Raw genomic sequence first — 15,119 nt, 5'->3', positions numbered from 1 at the left:
GCATAAACACACTGCACCGAGCTTGCAGGACCGATATAATGCGGCCCTTTGCCGTCGTTTCGTCGACGCGTTTGCCCATCAGGGCCGCCGTTTCCGTGGAAGAACCTATGAAAAGCGCAGAAATCCGTGAAGCCTTCCTTCGCTTCTTCGAGGAGCAGGGGCATACCCGAGTCGCCTCCAGCTCCCTGATTCCGGGCAATGACCCGACCCTGCTGTTTACCAACGCCGGCATGAACCAGTTCAAGGACTGCTTCCTCGGCCAGGAAAAACGCGCCTACACCCGCGCGGTCAGCAGCCAGAAGTGCGTACGCGCCGGCGGCAAGCACAACGACCTGGAAAACGTCGGCTACACCGCGCGTCACCATACGTTCTTCGAGATGCTGGGCAACTTCAGCTTCGGCGACTATTTCAAGCGTGACGCGATCACCTACGCTTGGACCTTCCTGACCTCGGACAAGTGGCTTAACCTGCCCAAGGAAAAGCTCTGGGTTACCGTGTACGCCACCGATGACGAAGCCTACGACATCTGGACCAAGGAAATCGGCGTGCCGGCCGAGCGCATGGTGCGCATCGGTGACAACAAAGGCGCCCCCTACGCGTCCGACAACTTCTGGACCATGGGCGATACCGGCCCGTGCGGCCCCTGCACCGAGATCTTCTACGACCACGGCGCCGACATCTGGGGCGGCCCACCCGGCTCCCCGGAAGAAGACGGCGACCGTTACATCGAGATCTGGAACAACGTCTTCATGCAGTTCAACCGCACCGCCGATGGCGTCTTGCACCCGCTGCCAGCCCCGTCGGTAGACACCGGCATGGGCCTGGAACGGGTCAGTGCGGTACTGCAACATGTTCACTCGAACTACGAGATCGACCTCTTTCAGAACCTGCTGAGCGCGGCGGCCAAGGCCATCGGTTGCAGCAATGACAGCCAGGCGTCGCTGAAAGTGGTCGCCGATCACATCCGTTCTTGCGGCTTCCTGATTGCCGATGGCGTGCTGCCGTCCAACGAAGGCCGTGGCTACGTGCTGCGCCGCATCATCCGCCGCGCTTGCCGCCACGGTAACAAGCTGGGTGCCAAGGGCAGCTTCTTCTACCAGATCGTTGCCGCGCTGGTGGCCGAAATGGGTGAAGCCTTCCCTGAACTGAAAAGCCAGCAGGCGCATATCGAACGCGTGCTCAAGGCTGAAGAAGAGCAGTTCGCCAAGACCCTGGAGCAAGGCCTGCGCATCCTCGAACAGGACCTGGCGCAACTGCAGGGTGACGTGGTCCCGGGTGACGTGGTGTTCAAGCTGTACGACACCTACGGCTTCCCCATGGACCTGACCGCCGACATCGCCCGTGAGCGCGAGCTGACCATCGACGAAGCCGGTTTCGAGCGCGAAATGGACGCCCAGCGTGAGCGTGCCCGCTCTGCCAGTGCCTTCGGCATGGACTACAACAGCCTGGTCAAGGTCGACACCGCCACTGACTTCCTGGGCTATACCACCACTGAAGGCCAGGCCAAGGTCATCGCCCTGTACAAGGACGGCCAGGCCGTCGAGCAACTGGGCGAGGGCGAGCAGGGTGTAGTGGTCCTCGATCGCACGCCGTTCTACGCCGAGTCCGGTGGCCAGGTCGGTGACTGCGGTTACCTGCAGGCTGGCGCCGTGCGCTTCGACGTGCGCGACACCACCAAGACCGGCGGTGCCTTCCTGCACCACGGTGTGGTGGCCAGCGGTGCGCTGAGCGTGGGTGCCGAGGTCGAGGCCAAGGTCGATGCCGAAGTGCAGCACGCCACTTCGCTGAACCACTCGGCCACCCACCTGCTGCACGAAGCGCTGCGCCAGGTGCTGGGCGACCACGTACAGCAGAAGGGCTCGCTGGTCGACAGCCAGCGCCTGCGTTTCGACTTCAGCCACTTCGAGGCGGTCAAGCCAGAGCAAATCAAGGCGCTGGAAGAGATCGTCAACCGTGAAGTGCGCCGCAACACCGAAGTGCTGACCGAGGTGACCGACATCGAAACCGCCAAGCGCAAAGGCGCCATGGCCCTGTTCGGCGAGAAGTACGGCGACACCGTGCGTGTGCTGAGCATGGGTGGCGATTTCTCGGTGGAGCTGTGCGGTGGTATCCATGCCAAGCGCACGGGTGATATCAGCCTGTTCAAGATCATCAGCGAAGGCGGCGTGGCCTCTGGCGTACGTCGTATCGAAGCGGTTACCGGCGCGGCTGCGCTGGCCTACCTGAACGCTGCCGAAGAGCAGGTCAAGGAAGCCGCGCAACTGGTCAAGGGTAATCGTGACAACCTGATCGACAAGCTGTCGGCTGTGCTCGAGCGCAACCGTCAGCTGGAGAAGCAGCTGGAACAGCTGCAGGCCAAAGCCGCCAGCGCCGCCGGGGATGATCTCTCCAACGCGGCCGTTGAGGTCAAAGGTGCCAAGGTACTTGCCGCTCGCCTGGATGGGCAGGATGGCAAGGCCCTGCTGGCCCTGGTCGATCAGCTGAAGAACAAGCTCGGCCACGCAGTGATCCTGCTGGGCAGCGAGCATGAGGGCAAGGTCGTGCTGGTGGCCGGCGTGACCAAAGACCTCTCCAGCCAACTCAAGGCTGGCGATCTGATGAAACAAGCCGCAGCAAAAGTGGGTGGCAAGGGCGGTGGCCGTCCGGACATGGCCCAGGGTGGTGGCGTCGACGTCGCTGCGCTGGACCAGGCCCTGGCGCTGGCCGTGCCGTTCGCAGAGCAGGGACTTTGAGATGAGGGGGCCGGCGGGTAGTCGCCGGCCCCTTCATGTTGGATTGTTTTTTGGGGCCCTGTATGGGCTGAGGCACCATTGAAATGGCGTTGATCGTACAGAAATTTGGCGGCACCTCTGTCGGTTCCATCGAGCGGATCGAGCAGGTAGCCGAAAAGGTCAAGAAACACCGTGAGGCAGGCGACGACCTGGTGGTTGTGCTGTCGGCCATGAGCGGTGAAACCAATCGCCTGATCGATCTGGCCAAGCAGATCACCGATCAGCCGGTTCCACGTGAGCTGGATGTGATCGTGTCGACCGGTGAGCAGGTCACCATTGCCCTGCTGACCATGGCCTTGATCAAGCGTGGTGTGCCAGCGGTGTCCTACACCGGCAATCAGGTACGCATTCTGACCGATAGCTCGCACAACAAGGCGCGCATCCTGCAGATCGACGACCAGAAGATCCGTAACGACCTCAAGGAAGGGCGCGTGGTCGTGGTTGCAGGCTTCCAGGGCGTCGACGAGCACGGCAGCATCACCACCCTCGGCCGTGGTGGCTCCGACACCACCGGCGTGGCCCTGGCGGCGGCGCTCAAGGCCGACGAGTGCCAGATCTACACCGACGTCGATGGCGTCTACACCACTGACCCGCGCGTTGTGCCGCAGGCGCAGCGCCTGGAGAAGATCACCTTCGAAGAGATGCTGGAAATGGCCAGCCTCGGCTCCAAGGTACTGCAAATCCGTTCGGTGGAGTTCGCCGGCAAGTACAACGTCCCGCTGCGCGTGCTGCACAGCTTCAAGGAGGGTCCAGGTACCCTCATTACCATTGATGAAGAGGAATCCATGGAACAGCCGATCATTTCCGGTATCGCCTTCAACCGTGATGAAGCCAAGCTGACCATTCGCGGCGTGCCGGACACCCCGGGCGTGGCCTTCAAGATCCTCGGCCCGATCAGCGCCTCGAACATCGAAGTCGACATGATCGTGCAGAACGTTGCGCACGATAACACCACCGACTTCACCTTCACCGTACACCGCAACGAGTACGAGAAGGCGCAAAGCGTGCTGGAAAACACCGCCCGCGAAATCGGTGCCCGTGAAGTGATCGGCGACATCAAGATCGCCAAGGTCTCGATCGTTGGCGTTGGCATGCGCTCACACGCCGGCGTTGCCAGCCGCATGTTCGAAGCCCTGGCCAAGGAGAGCATCAACATCCAGATGATCTCCACCTCCGAGATCAAGGTGTCGGTAGTGATCGAAGAGAAGTACCTGGAGCTGGCCGTACGCGCGCTGCACACCGCGTTCGAGCTCGACGCTCCTGCCCGACAGGGCGAGTAAGGCGCTGCCTGGAAGGGCGCGGCTTGCCGCGCCCTTCGCGTTTCTGCTCGCCAGGCAGGCGCTTGCCCTGCGTGGCGAACAACCAGGGCCTGGGGCGTCGTCCACGGCCAGGCCCTGATACCCAAGACTGTTACCCCTGAAAGTTATGCGTAAGGAGAAAGCTATGTTGATTCTGACTCGTCGGTGCGCCGAGAGCCTGATCATTGGAGACGGCGAGATCACCGTGACGGTGCTTGGCGTCAAAGGCAACCAGGTGCGTATTGGCGTCAGCGCCCCTAAAGAAGTGGCTGTTCACCGCGAGGAAATCTACCTGCGGATCAAGAAGGAGAAGGATGAAGAGCCAAGCCTTTAATTTTTTTGAAGTTTTTTTCAAAAAAAGGGTTGCAAAGGTGAAAGAGGTTCTTTAATATTCGCCTCGTGTTGCGGTGAGGTGGCCGAGTGGCCGAAGGCGCTCCCCTGCTAAGGGAGTATACCTCATAAGGGTATCGGGGGTTCGAATCCCCCCTTCACCGCCATTATTCGCTTAGGGCGCTGTAATCGGTAAGAACGCTAAGTCGTTGAAATTAAACGAAAAAAGTTCTTGCTAAAATGATTCAGCGGCCTATAATGCGCGGCAAGACACGGACTCATAGCTCAGCTGGATAGAGTACTCGGCTACGAACCGAGCGGTCGCAGGTTCGAATCCTGCTGAGTCCGCCACTTTTGAAGTGGCTTTGCTTACAAGGCTACTTCAAACAACCAGTGGTAATCTGGTCTAAAACTACCTATTGCGGACTCATAGCTCAGCTGGATAGAGTACTCGGCTACGAACCGAGCGGTCGCAGGTTCGAATCCTGCTGAGTCCGCCACTTTTTGAAGTGGCTCTGCTTGCAAAGCTACTTCAGACAACCAGTGGTAATCTGGTCTAAAACTACCCATTGCGGACTCATAGCTCAGCTGGATAGAGTACTCGGCTACGAACCGAGCGGTCGCAGGTTCGAATCCTGCTGAGTCCGCCACACACAAACAAGAAGCCCGCTTATTCAAGCGGGCTTTTTGTTTTTCTGTTTCGCTGAATTGTCGGCGATGTCCAACTAAGCTTTTCTGTAATCGCTGGGGTGCCGCCAGAAGCTGGCGCGCCGCCTGCCAAGAAAACAAATGTGCTTCCTGATCCAGTACAGCCGTCGCACTGATAGCTTCGAGCGTTGTCCTAGCTTTATCTCGCAAACGATTGTTCTGGCCAAAAATTTAAGCGATCTGCCCGCCGAGGCAGTGTATGATTGCGCCCGTCAGCCCCGCCGGGGCTTGTGGAATACCACCATGGACTTACCCAGTAGTTACTCCTTAACAAGTTTCATACAGAAAGATCTGACCGATTGATTCCCCCGGCGTGCTCCGCTGCTGGGAGTGGAGCTCGCCTATGACTGAAGTAGAAGTAAAGAAAGCGCAAGAGAGCCTGCAGGATCGCCTGGCCCAGGTGGTCGAACTGCTGCAGCGTCAGCGCGTGGTCGAAGACCTCACCCACCGCCAGGAGGGTGCTCACCACGACCTGGTGGAGAACCTGGTCCACCGCCAGAACCTGGTCGAGCTGCAACGCAAGCTCGATGACCTGCACCCCGCCGACGTCGCCTACATCCTCGAAGCATTGCCCCTGGAAGACCGCCTGACGGTCTGGCAGCTGGTGCGCTCGGACCGCGACGGCGACATCCTGCTTGAAGTTTCCGATTCGGTTCGTCAGTCGCTGATCGCCGACATGGACGATCACGAACTGCTCGCTGCTGCCAAGGAAATGGACGCCGACGAACTCGCCGACCTGGCGCCGGAGCTGCCGCGCGACGTCGTTCACGAGTTGATGGAAACCCTCGATGCCCAGCAACGCGAGCGTGTGCGCTCGGCGTTGAGCTACGACGAGGAGCAGGTGGGTGCGCTGATGGACTTCGAGATGGTCACCATCCGCGAAGACGTCAGCCTCGAAGTCGTGTTGCGTTACCTGCGCCGCCTGAAAGAGTTGCCGAACCACACCGACAAACTCTTCGTGGTCGACTATGACGGCATCCTCAAGGGCGTGCTGCCTATCAAGCGTCTACTGGTCAATGACCCGGACAAGAAGGTGGCGGAGGTCATGGCGACCGACCCTGTGTCCTTCCACCCCGATGAAGATGCCTACGACGCTGCTCAAGCCTTCGAGCGTTACGACCTCGTATCCGCCCCGGTGGTGGACAAGAGCGATCGCTTGATCGGCCGTCTGACCATCGACGAAATGGTGGACCTGATCCGTGAGGAGAGCGAGAGCGAAGTGCTGAACATGGCAGGTCTGCGCGAAGAAGAAGACATCTTCGCTTCGGTCTGGCGTTCGCTGCGCAACCGCTGGGCATGGCTGGCCATCAACCTGATCACGGCGTTTCTGGCCTCGCGCGTGATCGGCCTGTTCGAGGGGTCGATCGAGAAGCTGGTGGCGCTGGCTGCGCTGATGCCGATCGTGGCAGGTATTGGGGGTAACTCGGGCAACCAGACCATCACCATGATCGTGCGCGCCATGGCGCTGGACCAGGTGTCGCCAGGCAATACCAGTCGGTTGATGCGCAAGGAACTGGCGGTGTCGCTGCTCAACGGCCTGATCTGGGGCAGTGTGATTGGTGTGGTGGCGTTCTGGCTGTATGACAGCTGGTCGCTGGGCCTGGTGATGACCGCGGCGATGACGCTTAACCTGCTGTTGGCCGCGCTGATGGGCGTGTTGATCCCGATGACGCTGACGCGTCTGGGGCGCGATCCGGCGATGGGGTCGAGTGTGATGATCACTGCGGTTACCGACAGTGGCGGGTTCTTCATCTTCCTCGGGCTGGCGACGCTGTTCCTGCTCTGAACCCCGGCGTGTGGGGGCGGGTGAACCCGGCTCCCACAGGCAGAACCAAAAAAGCCAGCTTACGCTGGCTTTTTTGTACTCGATTGCAAGCTGACGTCAGGAAGCGTCTGCGGCCATTTCCACATCGTGAGCGATGAGGGCGACCAGAGCGTTCTGCTGTCGGTGCGACAGTTGGCGGAAGCGCTGCAGCAACTCGCGCTCATGCAGGGACAGTTCAGGGCTGTCCAGGCGCATGCTCAGTTCGTCACCCAACGCACCTTCCTGGATAAGGCTCTGTTCCAGGCGCGCGATGATTTCGGAGTTCATGCTGCGGTGATGGTTGCGCGCTACCTCGGCAATGCGCTCACGCATCCCGTCTGGCAGGCGGACGACAAACTTGTCAGCAGTGCGGCTCGAATAAATAGCCTGTTTCAATGGGCGCATATAAATTGACCGGATTTTCTGGTTCAGGGGACGCGGTTGTCAAATTGGCCGCACGGGGGTGGAAGTACGACCGTGACGACGACAAAATGTTCAACCGACATGGAAAATTGGATGCTCATCTTGCCTCATGCTCGCCGTTTCCTTGGCGTCAATTCTGTGACAAATAGTGAGCTGGATAAAGGCTTTATGCCAGTACCAATTATCAGAAATGAGCACTGGTTTGAAAAGTTTTACCTGCCCCAACTTGCCCTGCCGTCATTCTTCTGCCGTCAAAAACTGGTAAAACGCAGCAAAAGGCCAAGAAAACACCTAGAATGCGCGGGTTTCCTTCCTTAGAGCATAGTGGCTATGCAACATGACGCAAGCGCTCGTCGATCAGCGACAGGCCGGCTGATATTTCTCATAGGACCCTCGGGTTCCGGGAAAGATTCCCTGATCGATGCCGCGCGCGAACAACTTGTTGCAGCCGGGGTGCAAATCGCCCGTCGCGTCATCACCCGTTCGGCCGAAGCCAAGGGTGAAGCTGCCCATGGCGTCACTGCCGAGCAGTTCGAAGCGCTGTGTGCCCAAGGTGCTTTCGCCATGCACTGGCGCGCCAATGGCCTGGGTTACGGCATCCCGCTACAGGTCGATCAATGGCTGCAGGCGGGCAGGCCGGTACTGGTCAACGGTTCCCGGGCCTACCTGAGCGAAGCGCGGCGGCGCTACCCGGGCCTTCTGCCGGTGCTCATCGACGTTAAACCGCAGGTGCTGCGCGAGCGCTTGCTTGCCAGAGGCCGGGAGACCGCGCAAGAGATCGAGCAGCGCCTGGCGCGTAACAGCGGGCTGCAGGCGGTCGCCGATTCGTCAGTGCATGTGTTGGACAACTCCACCACGCTCGAAGCGGCGGTGACCAGGTTGTTCAAACTGCTGCACGATGAAGGCGTGATTGCCGGGCCAGACGCGCCCGGCACCGGCCCACAGAAAAGGATTACGTGAAAAAGGCCTGTTGCAGCATGACAAACGCCAGCATGCTGGTTAACATGCTGGCCGTCCAACCGTGCAGTGCTCACTGCCGGTGTTTGCGTCTCAGTAGCTCAATTGGATAGAGCATCCCCCTCCTAAGGGGAAGGTTGCAGGTTCAATTCCTGCCTGGGACGCCAATATTCTCAAGGGTTCCGCCCTTTTTCGTTGCAGCCATTTAATCAGCCAGGGTGCATTATGGGTGCACGAATGGCCAAGGAAGGCACTCGTGGAAACCAACATGGCTCCGCTCATTGCTGAGCTCAATCAACTGATCGTTGATCTCCGTGCGCATGTGCCGGCCAATTCCGTGTTCAATATCAGCCACGGCAATTGGAGTTTCCCTGGCCTTACGCTCGATGACATCGTGGGGCCGATCAACGACCTGATAGCCCTCGTTGAACACGGTGCCGGTGGATTCGAAGCAGTACCGGAGATGGTCCAGAGCTTCACGCAGCGAATTACCTTTCTCCGTGGTAATACCGTCCCGCAGGTGTGGGGTAGCCCGCAAGCTGCTGTGCCCGCCATTTTTATGACATTGGACGCCATCAAACGTGTTGTTGGGCCGGTGACAGAGACGGTTGAAGCTCCCCAAGTGTTACAAGATCTGCGCGATGCATCCCGCCAGTTGCGAGGATTGCAAACCCGACTGCGCAATCTAGACCACGGAAGCGTAACGATGGAGGCAGTGTTTCAGGAAATTACTGCGGCTCACGCCGCTGCATTGCAGCTTCCGGAAGATGTGGAGAGCCTGAACGAGATTCGTCGTGAAATTTATCAACTTAAAATAGATGCTGAAAAGGATCGAGTCGCAGTACTATCAGCGAAGAATGGAGCTGAGGAAGCACAGCAAGCGTTGGCCGCTGCCGCTGCTGAGGCCGATGAGTCTGTTAAAAAGGCGAACCACGCTTATTCTGTTGCGACGAGCCAAGGCTTAGCCGCTGCATTCGCCGATAGGTCTCAAAAACTGTCGTGGTCGATGTGGGCGTGGGTTGCTGGGCTAGCATGCTCGCTGGGTATCGGCAGCTACCTGGGAAAGGGCCAGCTCATGCATCTTTCGGAGCTATTGAAGACTCCGGATGCATCTAACTCCGTTATTGTACTCAATTTTCTGCTTTCGGTACTCTCTGTGGGCGCCCCAATTTGGTTTGCCTGGCTGTCAACCAAACAAGTGGGGCAGCGTTTCCGCCTAGCGGAAGATTATGCTTTCAAAGCCTCAATTTCTAAAGCCTATGAAGGGTATAGAAGGGAGGCAAGCCGTATTGACCCGGCACTTGAAGTCAAATTGCTCACATCCGCTCTCACTCGGTTAGATGAGCAACCGCTTAGATTGGTCGAAACTGCTAACCATGGTAGCCCATGGCAGGACCTACTGTCGTCCGACCTCATGAAAGAAGCCGTTAGGACGATTCCTAACTTGAGTGGGCAGTTAACGGCTTATGTATCTTCACTCGTTAGCAAAGCTAAAGGTGCTAGTGCACCGAACGGATCCCCGACTCCAATTGTTCCGCCAGGCGAGGTGAAATCGGGTTGAGCTACTTGCCCAATCACTTTGGTTGCCGAGATACTCACATTCGTAGTCACGACTTTTTTCTTGAACGAGTGGTTCGGATCACGGCTTGGCGCTATTAAAGATACTGAGGGGGGATGGTGGAATCATCGTGCTCATGCCTGAATAAGCCTACTCTGTACATCGATCAAAATGTACTGAGCTTAATGGTGCATGGGGTAGATCCAGAGTTCTTTGAACGGTTGCCCTTGTTTTTTCATGTTCTAATTTCTCAAGAGACTTTCAGAGAGATTAAGCGCAGTGGCTGCCCTGATAAATATTTAGAGGCGCTGGAAAAGCTAAAGCCTAAAATTTTGATTTATGGGCTGGATAAAAGCTTTGATTTCACAGGTGATATCAGAATCTCGGACTTGAATCTGCGAGTTGCTTATTCTGAGTTTTGCCAGGTGGAACCAATTCAGGATCTTCTTTATAAGGCTACCAGATCTACAACCTTGAAGATTTTTGGCGGTCGGAAAGACGAAGATTTTGAAAGCGTGCAAGCCGAACAGAAACAGGCTTTTTCAGAACTCATGCACATGATTGACGGGTTTGTCAGTTCTGAGGGGCTTCCCGAGGATGTGGCTAGTGGGATGCGCGCTTACAGGGATCGATTGAAGTCTCAGTTTGATGAAGTAGTGGAAGTGTCTGGTGAGCAGATGCGTAAGTTTCTTCTGAGCGGTGAAGAAGTTTCGGGTGTAAAAAATTATCGTAAAAATACAGGGATAGGTCCTGTAGAGCTTAATAATATTAGACCTCCAAACGTACTGCAAAAAGTATTCTTAGCTCACTCTGAGTTGGAAGGTTACGCAGGGAAGGGTTTTTCCATTGACCAATTCTACGGTATTTCAGCTGGGCCGATTTATGGTCGGGAACAGTTTTTCCATGAGAAAGTGACCTCCATTTATAATGTTCTTAATATCGTAGGCTTTAATCAAGATACTCGACTTTCAAGGGAGGCAAGACAGATTTCATCTGCTAGCGATGCGGCCCATGCATCGATCGCGATTGGGGCGGAGTTGCTGGTGAGCTGCGATGAGGCTTTTTTGGTTAAAGTCAGAGCCATTTATGATTTTCTTGGATTGCCCACTCAAGTGCATAAACTAGAAAAGATTGATGGTTTGCTAAAAATTATTCCAAATGAGTAAGGACTACTCAGGAAGGACTGATGGTTATTTGATACTAGATTGGAGGTCCCCTCAGATTTGAGGGTACCCCTTTATCTATCAGCAGCCTGAATCAGACTGATTTCGTCGCTTCGACCATTTTTGAACGAAGCTGCTTCAGTGTTTGCTCCTGCATGTGGTGGACGCACGCCTCAACATTTTTGGCCACAGTATCACCGCAAATCTGCTCCACCATCAGCACGGCCAGAATCCTTCCCATCACCTCACCTTGCAAGCTGGCGCGCTCGGTGTAGGTCTTAGCCGATGTTCCTGGGCCAAGATCGCCAAACACAAAAGGCGACACTGCACCGGCGATCTGCACAATCATTTCTTCTAGATCCAGATCGGTAATTTTCATCGTCTCTCCTATCGCCTGGCCAGCAGTTGGCGGCCAGCGCCGTTGGTTCTGAAGTCTCGTAGCATCATTTCATAGCCACCCTGGGCGCCGTCGTATGCGGCCTTCTGCAAGTCAGCCTTGGACGCTGCATTTGCCCCACCGCTAAAGTGGAAGTGTTGAGTAATGCCGCCAAAGCTGACCGATGAACCACCGCCATCGCTGCCACCAGCTCCAGCGGCCATCACGCCCAGCGAGCCATCAGAGCCGCGATGAAGCGGCAAGATCGCCTCAGGCCCGGCCTCGGCAAAGATTCCCGCGCCCTTGGCGAAAGCGAACATCTGGGGGCTGTCGTGCACCTGGTTGGAGAATGAGGACAGGCTAGGCGAGTCATAAACGCCCCCCTTGGCGTTGGGGATGACCTCGCTGAAGCCGGTCATGGTGCCTTGGCCAAGTGCCGCACTGCCCCCGCTCAGGAAGCTGAAGGCGGTACCCAAGAACCCTGCAGCGGCTTGGCGCACCTGGATGCGGATTAAGTCCTCGATGATCGAGTCAGCAAAATCCCTGAACTCGAACTTGCCCGTTTTCACGAACTGGGTGACTCCATCCTCAAGGTTGCCGAATGCGTTGGTAAATAGGTCCTGTGTCTGCCGGGCAACGTCAGCAGCGCTGTCAAGGTAGTTATCAAGCGCTGCCGCCGTACCATTGGTCCAATCAGCCTGCGCGGCGTCAATTTTGGCGAAACTGTCTTCCTGCGCCTGCACCAGCTTCGCGCCGTATTCCTGCCTCAAGGCAATCTGCTTCTCCAGCTCCTGCCGCTGCTTCTCGGTCGAGGCGGTGGCCAGCTCGTCCCGGAGGGCCAGGATCCTGTCGTTGTTCTCCTGCTCGAGCGCCAGGCGTGACTGGGCGCGGCTGGACTGCTTGTCACCCATCCCAATCGCGGCGGCTGCCGCGTCACCTTGCTGCCGGGCGATCGCCAACTGGCGCTCAAGATCGGCTTGGTACTTCATGGCCTGTGATAGACCGGTGGAAGCCTGGACCGCAGAGTTGAACTGAGTGGCCAGCGCAGCGATACCGCGGCTGTAGTCCTCGGTGGTGATCTTGTTTTTGGATAGCAGCAGGTCCAGGTCTTCCACCTGCGACTTGAATTCATCTGCCGCAGCGCCTAGCGGGTCGTAGATCTTCTTCAGTTGCAGGTGCGATTTCGCGGCCTTATCCAGCATCTGAGCAAGTTGCGAAGTCGCTTTTGTGCCGTTCTTGGTTTCCTGGGTCGCTGCTTTGTCAGCCTCTTTCTGCGCATCGACCGCCTTTGCCCGCTCCCGGATCTGCTTGGCCAAGTCGCTCTCGGACTTGATCTTGTTGTCGGTGATAAAGCGCTCAGCGGCTTCGGCGGCGGTCTTGTCCTTGAGGGTGGCCAGCTGCTTGTCCAACGTGTCCAGGTACGTCTGACCGACCGAGGTAGCCTTGGCGTCAGCATCGCCGGCCGCGCCGGTTGTCTCTCGCGCGCTGTTCAGCTCCTTGGTGTACACCGACACGCGCTCACCGGCTTTCTGCGCATTATCTGCGAGAGCGGAGTAACCGCCCGCCGCCTCCCGCATGCTCCGCATGGCCTCTTGCGGGATCTTGAAGCGCTTGTTCAGGTCGTCAAGCCAGTCAGAAAGGCCCTTGCCAGCTTTACGCGCTTCCTCAGCCTCTCCGGAAATGCGGGCTCCCACCGTGGAGCCAACCCCTTGCTTCATCGTACTGAGGAAGTCCTTGAACGACTCATCAGCGGCAGCGGCGGCTTGCTCCTGCTCGCGCATGGCGGTTACCAGCTTCGAGTTGCGCTGGTCCTTGTCCAACTCCCTGAAAGCCTTGCGCAACTCCTCGATGGGGCGCTTCAGTTCTTCAAGGTCAGCGCCTGCCGACTGGGCGTTGCTACCCATGGTCAGAAACGCAATACCCGCTCCTACGGCAAGGGCAGCTAGACCGGCAGGACCGCCGAGGAGCGTCATCAGTATGCCGGACGACGATTTCACTGCCGCTTGAGCCACCCCAAGGCGGGTGGTTGCGGCTGCCTCGGCCATACGGGCCTGAGCAAGCTCAATCGACATGGCGGTCTGAACCGCCGTGCCCCGGGCTGCTGCCGCCTCTTTTTCTGCGCGGATTACGGCAGACGTAGCGGCAATCTGGTCGGCCTTTGCCGCCATCAGGGCGGCTTGTGCCTGGGCATTGGTTGAGCGAGTTGCCTCAATGCTCGACGCGATGCCTTTGCCGAGGGCAGCGACGTAACCGATGAAGCTTGCCGTCAGTTTGGTGCCGATCACGCCCAGCAGGATATTGACGTTATCCGCCAGGAACGCGATTGCGGTGCCCAGGGCTTCGGAGGCGCCGTTATCAGTCATCCCTTGGAGCTTGTTGGTGACGCTCTCGATGCCTGGCAGCAGCCCAACAACAAGCTGGCGGGCCGCACCATCCCACGAATTCTCCAGATCCTGGACCGACTTGTTCAGCTTGACCATCTGGCCGATATCGAACGCCGAGATGATGGCGCCCGTTGCCTCGGCTCGGTCGCCGGCCTCTCGGAATCCGGCGCCGGCATTCTTGAGCAGTGGCACCAGGGCGGTAGCCTCGTCGGCCATCTGCTCCATGTAGCTGGTGATCTGCTGCTGGCTGGCACCGGCTTTCTCGAGCGAGGTGTAATAGAGCTGCAAGGCTTCGGGGCCGGACAGGTTCTTGAAGCTCTCCGCAGTCACGCCTACCTGAGGGGCAATCTCTCGGAAGAAGTCCTGCAGCTCGCCGCCGCCGCGAGAGATAAACTCACCCACGCGGTCAGTGGTGTCCTTGAAAATGTCCGCGAGCTTTTCTTGCTCGACGCCCACAGTCTTCGCGCCTACCGACAAGCGCTGGAAGTCTTCTACCGAGGTGTTGGCCAGGCTGGCCAAGTTCTGGACTTGCTGCGCATAGTTCAGGGTCGATGTGGTCAGCGCCACCAGGCCGGCAACCGCGCCGGCAGCCGCGATCCCGACTCCTGTGAAGGCCCTGCTGACACCTTCGCGGAGGGCGACCGAGTGCGCCTCAACCCGGTCGAATGCGTCGTCTACCTGCTTAAGGCTGTTGTCTATTTTTCCACTGGCCTGGGCCACGCTCGAATCGGCTCGCGCAATCTCTTTGCGGAGCTGCGCGGTTGTTGCTTCGATGCGTACCAGCATGCCCTGAACGTCTGTTTCCGCCATGATGGCTCCTGTTAACTCGGAGGTTAAAGCGTTAACTTTTCGAGGTTAAATGTGTTAACTCGGTTAACATCCGCCAGAAGGTGCTAGCGGCGTCTATGCCTTTGTTTCCGTGGTTTCCAGCCCCATGCACGTTCGGCATGGTGTTAACCTCGTTTTAACTTTTTGTAACACGGGAAAAAATGTGTACGTGGGGTCGGAGGCGGTCTAGGTCAGCGAACCTTCCAGACTTTCGACCCGCCCCCCTCAGTAGGTCGGCGCGATGTACGGCGGCGCCGACCGGATCTGCTCCAGCGCTTCGGATGCGCTCAGGCCGCTGGCCAACAGGCGATCGATCTCTTTGCTCAACCGCTCACGCTCCTCCATCTGGCGCAACAGGGCGCGGCTGTGGGCGATCTGGTTGAGGGCTCGTTGAACTGGCTTGGGTAAATGGGTATGGCTCATGGTCTTCTCCGGTGTGAATGAAAAGGCCCGCGAGTGCGGGCCAGTGCCGGATCACCCCACAAAGGAAAGAAGGGCTCCGACTGCTGCGGTTAGGAG

General features: G+C 57.9%; 12 protein-coding genes and 5 tRNA genes. 13 read left to right on the top strand and 4 right to left on the bottom strand.

The annotated features are described in order from the left end of the window. The first annotated feature begins 107 nt into the window (after nt 1–107). The 8 genes from alaS to mgtE all read left to right on the top strand — a co-directional run bounded on the left by alaS (nt 108) and on the right by mgtE (nt 6,893). Nucleotides 108–2,732, top strand: a complete 2,625-nt coding sequence (gene alaS, locus HU766_RS14290) for an alanine--tRNA ligase (protein WP_186657945.1) — start codon at nt 108–110, stop codon at nt 2,730–2,732. 83 nt (nt 2,733–2,815) lie between these two features. Further along, nucleotides 2,816–4,051, top strand: coding sequence for an aspartate kinase (locus HU766_RS14285; RefSeq protein WP_033699557.1), 1,236 nt, complete (start codon nt 2,816–2,818; stop codon nt 4,049–4,051). A gap of 163 nt (nt 4,052–4,214) precedes the next feature. Further along, nucleotides 4,215–4,403 (top strand): carbon storage regulator CsrA, encoded by a 189-nt coding sequence (gene csrA / locus HU766_RS14280; RefSeq protein ID WP_003254503.1) that lies wholly within the window; start codon nt 4,215–4,217, stop codon nt 4,401–4,403. 72 nt (nt 4,404–4,475) lie between these two features. Further along, nucleotides 4,476–4,566 (top strand) — tRNA-Ser (locus HU766_RS14275). 107 nt (nt 4,567–4,673) lie between these two features. Further along, nucleotides 4,674–4,750, top strand: a tRNA-Arg gene (locus HU766_RS14270). A gap of 72 nt (nt 4,751–4,822) precedes the next feature. Next, nucleotides 4,823–4,899, top strand: a tRNA-Arg gene (locus tag HU766_RS14265). Nucleotides 4,900–4,972: 73 nt separating this feature from the next. After that, nucleotides 4,973–5,049 (top strand) — tRNA-Arg (locus HU766_RS14260). 401 nt (nt 5,050–5,450) lie between these two features. After that, nucleotides 5,451–6,893, top strand: a complete 1,443-nt coding sequence (gene mgtE, locus HU766_RS14255; RefSeq protein WP_186657941.1) for a magnesium transporter — start codon at nt 5,451–5,453, stop codon at nt 6,891–6,893. A gap of 96 nt (nt 6,894–6,989) precedes the next feature. Here the strand turns inward: mgtE and HU766_RS14250 are convergent, their stop codons facing one another. Continuing rightward, entirely contained in the window at nt 6,990–7,316 is a 327-nt protein-coding gene (locus HU766_RS14250) for an Arc family DNA-binding protein (protein ID WP_033699552.1), read from the bottom strand. A gap of 72 nt (nt 7,317–7,388) precedes the next feature. Between HU766_RS14250 and HU766_RS14245 the strand changes: the two genes are divergently transcribed. The 5 genes from HU766_RS14245 to HU766_RS14225 all read left to right on the top strand — a co-directional run bounded on the left by HU766_RS14245 (nt 7,389) and on the right by HU766_RS14225 (nt 11,015). Next, nucleotides 7,389–7,652, top strand: a complete 264-nt coding sequence (locus tag HU766_RS14245) for a hypothetical protein (RefSeq protein WP_077068496.1) — start codon at nt 7,389–7,391, stop codon at nt 7,650–7,652. Between the two features lie 12 nt (nt 7,653–7,664). Further along, the gene (gene phnN, locus HU766_RS14240) at nt 7,665–8,294 is read left to right on the top strand and encodes a phosphonate metabolism protein/1,5-bisphosphokinase (PRPP-forming) PhnN (RefSeq protein WP_186657922.1); all 630 of its coding nucleotides are present in this window, start codon (nt 7,665–7,667) and stop codon (nt 8,292–8,294) included. 87 nt (nt 8,295–8,381) lie between these two features. Then, a tRNA-Arg gene (locus HU766_RS14235) sits at nt 8,382–8,458 on the top strand. 89 nt (nt 8,459–8,547) lie between these two features. Beyond that, a complete protein-coding gene (locus HU766_RS14230; protein ID WP_186657918.1) occupies nt 8,548–9,852 on the top strand; it encodes a hypothetical protein in 1,305 nt (434 codons plus the stop codon). Between the two features lie 113 nt (nt 9,853–9,965). Further along, nucleotides 9,966–11,015, top strand: coding sequence for a hypothetical protein (locus tag HU766_RS14225; RefSeq protein ID WP_186657915.1), 1,050 nt, complete (start codon nt 9,966–9,968; stop codon nt 11,013–11,015). A gap of 91 nt (nt 11,016–11,106) precedes the next feature. Here HU766_RS14225 and HU766_RS14220 read toward each other — a convergent pair whose 3' ends face one another. From HU766_RS14220 to HU766_RS14210, 3 genes are all read right to left on the bottom strand, one after another. Next, the gene (locus tag HU766_RS14220) at nt 11,107–11,391 is read right to left on the bottom strand and encodes a hypothetical protein (protein WP_186657913.1); all 285 of its coding nucleotides are present in this window, start codon (nt 11,389–11,391) and stop codon (nt 11,107–11,109) included. A gap of 8 nt (nt 11,392–11,399) precedes the next feature. Next, nucleotides 11,400–14,582, bottom strand: a complete 3,183-nt coding sequence (locus HU766_RS14215) for a phage tail tape measure protein (protein WP_186657910.1) — start codon at nt 14,580–14,582, stop codon at nt 11,400–11,402. Nucleotides 14,583–14,825: 243 nt separating this feature from the next. Continuing rightward, entirely contained in the window at nt 14,826–15,023 is a 198-nt protein-coding gene (locus HU766_RS14210) for a hypothetical protein (protein ID WP_186657905.1), read from the bottom strand. Nucleotides 15,024–15,119: the final 96 nt, after the last annotated feature.

It is taken from the genome of Pseudomonas sp. SWRI77, assembly GCF_014269105.1.
Lineage (GTDB): Bacteria > Pseudomonadota > Gammaproteobacteria > Pseudomonadales > Pseudomonadaceae > Aquipseudomonas > Aquipseudomonas capeferrum.
Note: the sequence above shows the minus strand (reverse complement) of the source record. Positions and strands in the feature narration are given on the sequence as shown.

Bases quoted from the DNA above. Each gene is read 5' to 3' on its own strand.
- alaS (WP_186657945.1), top strand. From the start codon at position 108: ATGAAAAGCGCAGAAATCCGTGAAGCCTTCCTTCGCTTCTTCGAGGAG.
- HU766_RS14285 (WP_033699557.1), top strand. From the start codon at position 2,816: ATGGCGTTGATCGTACAGAAATTTGGCGGCACCTCTGTCGGTTCCATC.
- csrA (WP_003254503.1), top strand. From the start codon at position 4,215: ATGTTGATTCTGACTCGTCGGTGCGCCGAGAGCCTGATCATTGGAGAC.
- mgtE (WP_186657941.1), top strand. From the start codon at position 5,451: ATGACTGAAGTAGAAGTAAAGAAAGCGCAAGAGAGCCTGCAGGATCGC.
- HU766_RS14250 (WP_033699552.1), bottom strand. From the start codon at position 7,316: ATGCGCCCATTGAAACAGGCTATTTATTCGAGCCGCACTGCTGACAAG.
- phnN (WP_186657922.1), top strand. From the start codon at position 7,665: ATGCAACATGACGCAAGCGCTCGTCGATCAGCGACAGGCCGGCTGATA.
- HU766_RS14225 (WP_186657915.1), top strand. From the start codon at position 9,966: ATGGTGGAATCATCGTGCTCATGCCTGAATAAGCCTACTCTGTACATC.
- HU766_RS14220 (WP_186657913.1), bottom strand. From the start codon at position 11,391: ATGAAAATTACCGATCTGGATCTAGAAGAAATGATTGTGCAGATCGCC.
- HU766_RS14215 (WP_186657910.1), bottom strand. From the start codon at position 14,582: ATGGCGGAAACAGACGTTCAGGGCATGCTGGTACGCATCGAAGCAACA.
- HU766_RS14210 (WP_186657905.1), bottom strand. From the start codon at position 15,023: ATGAGCCATACCCATTTACCCAAGCCAGTTCAACGAGCCCTCAACCAG.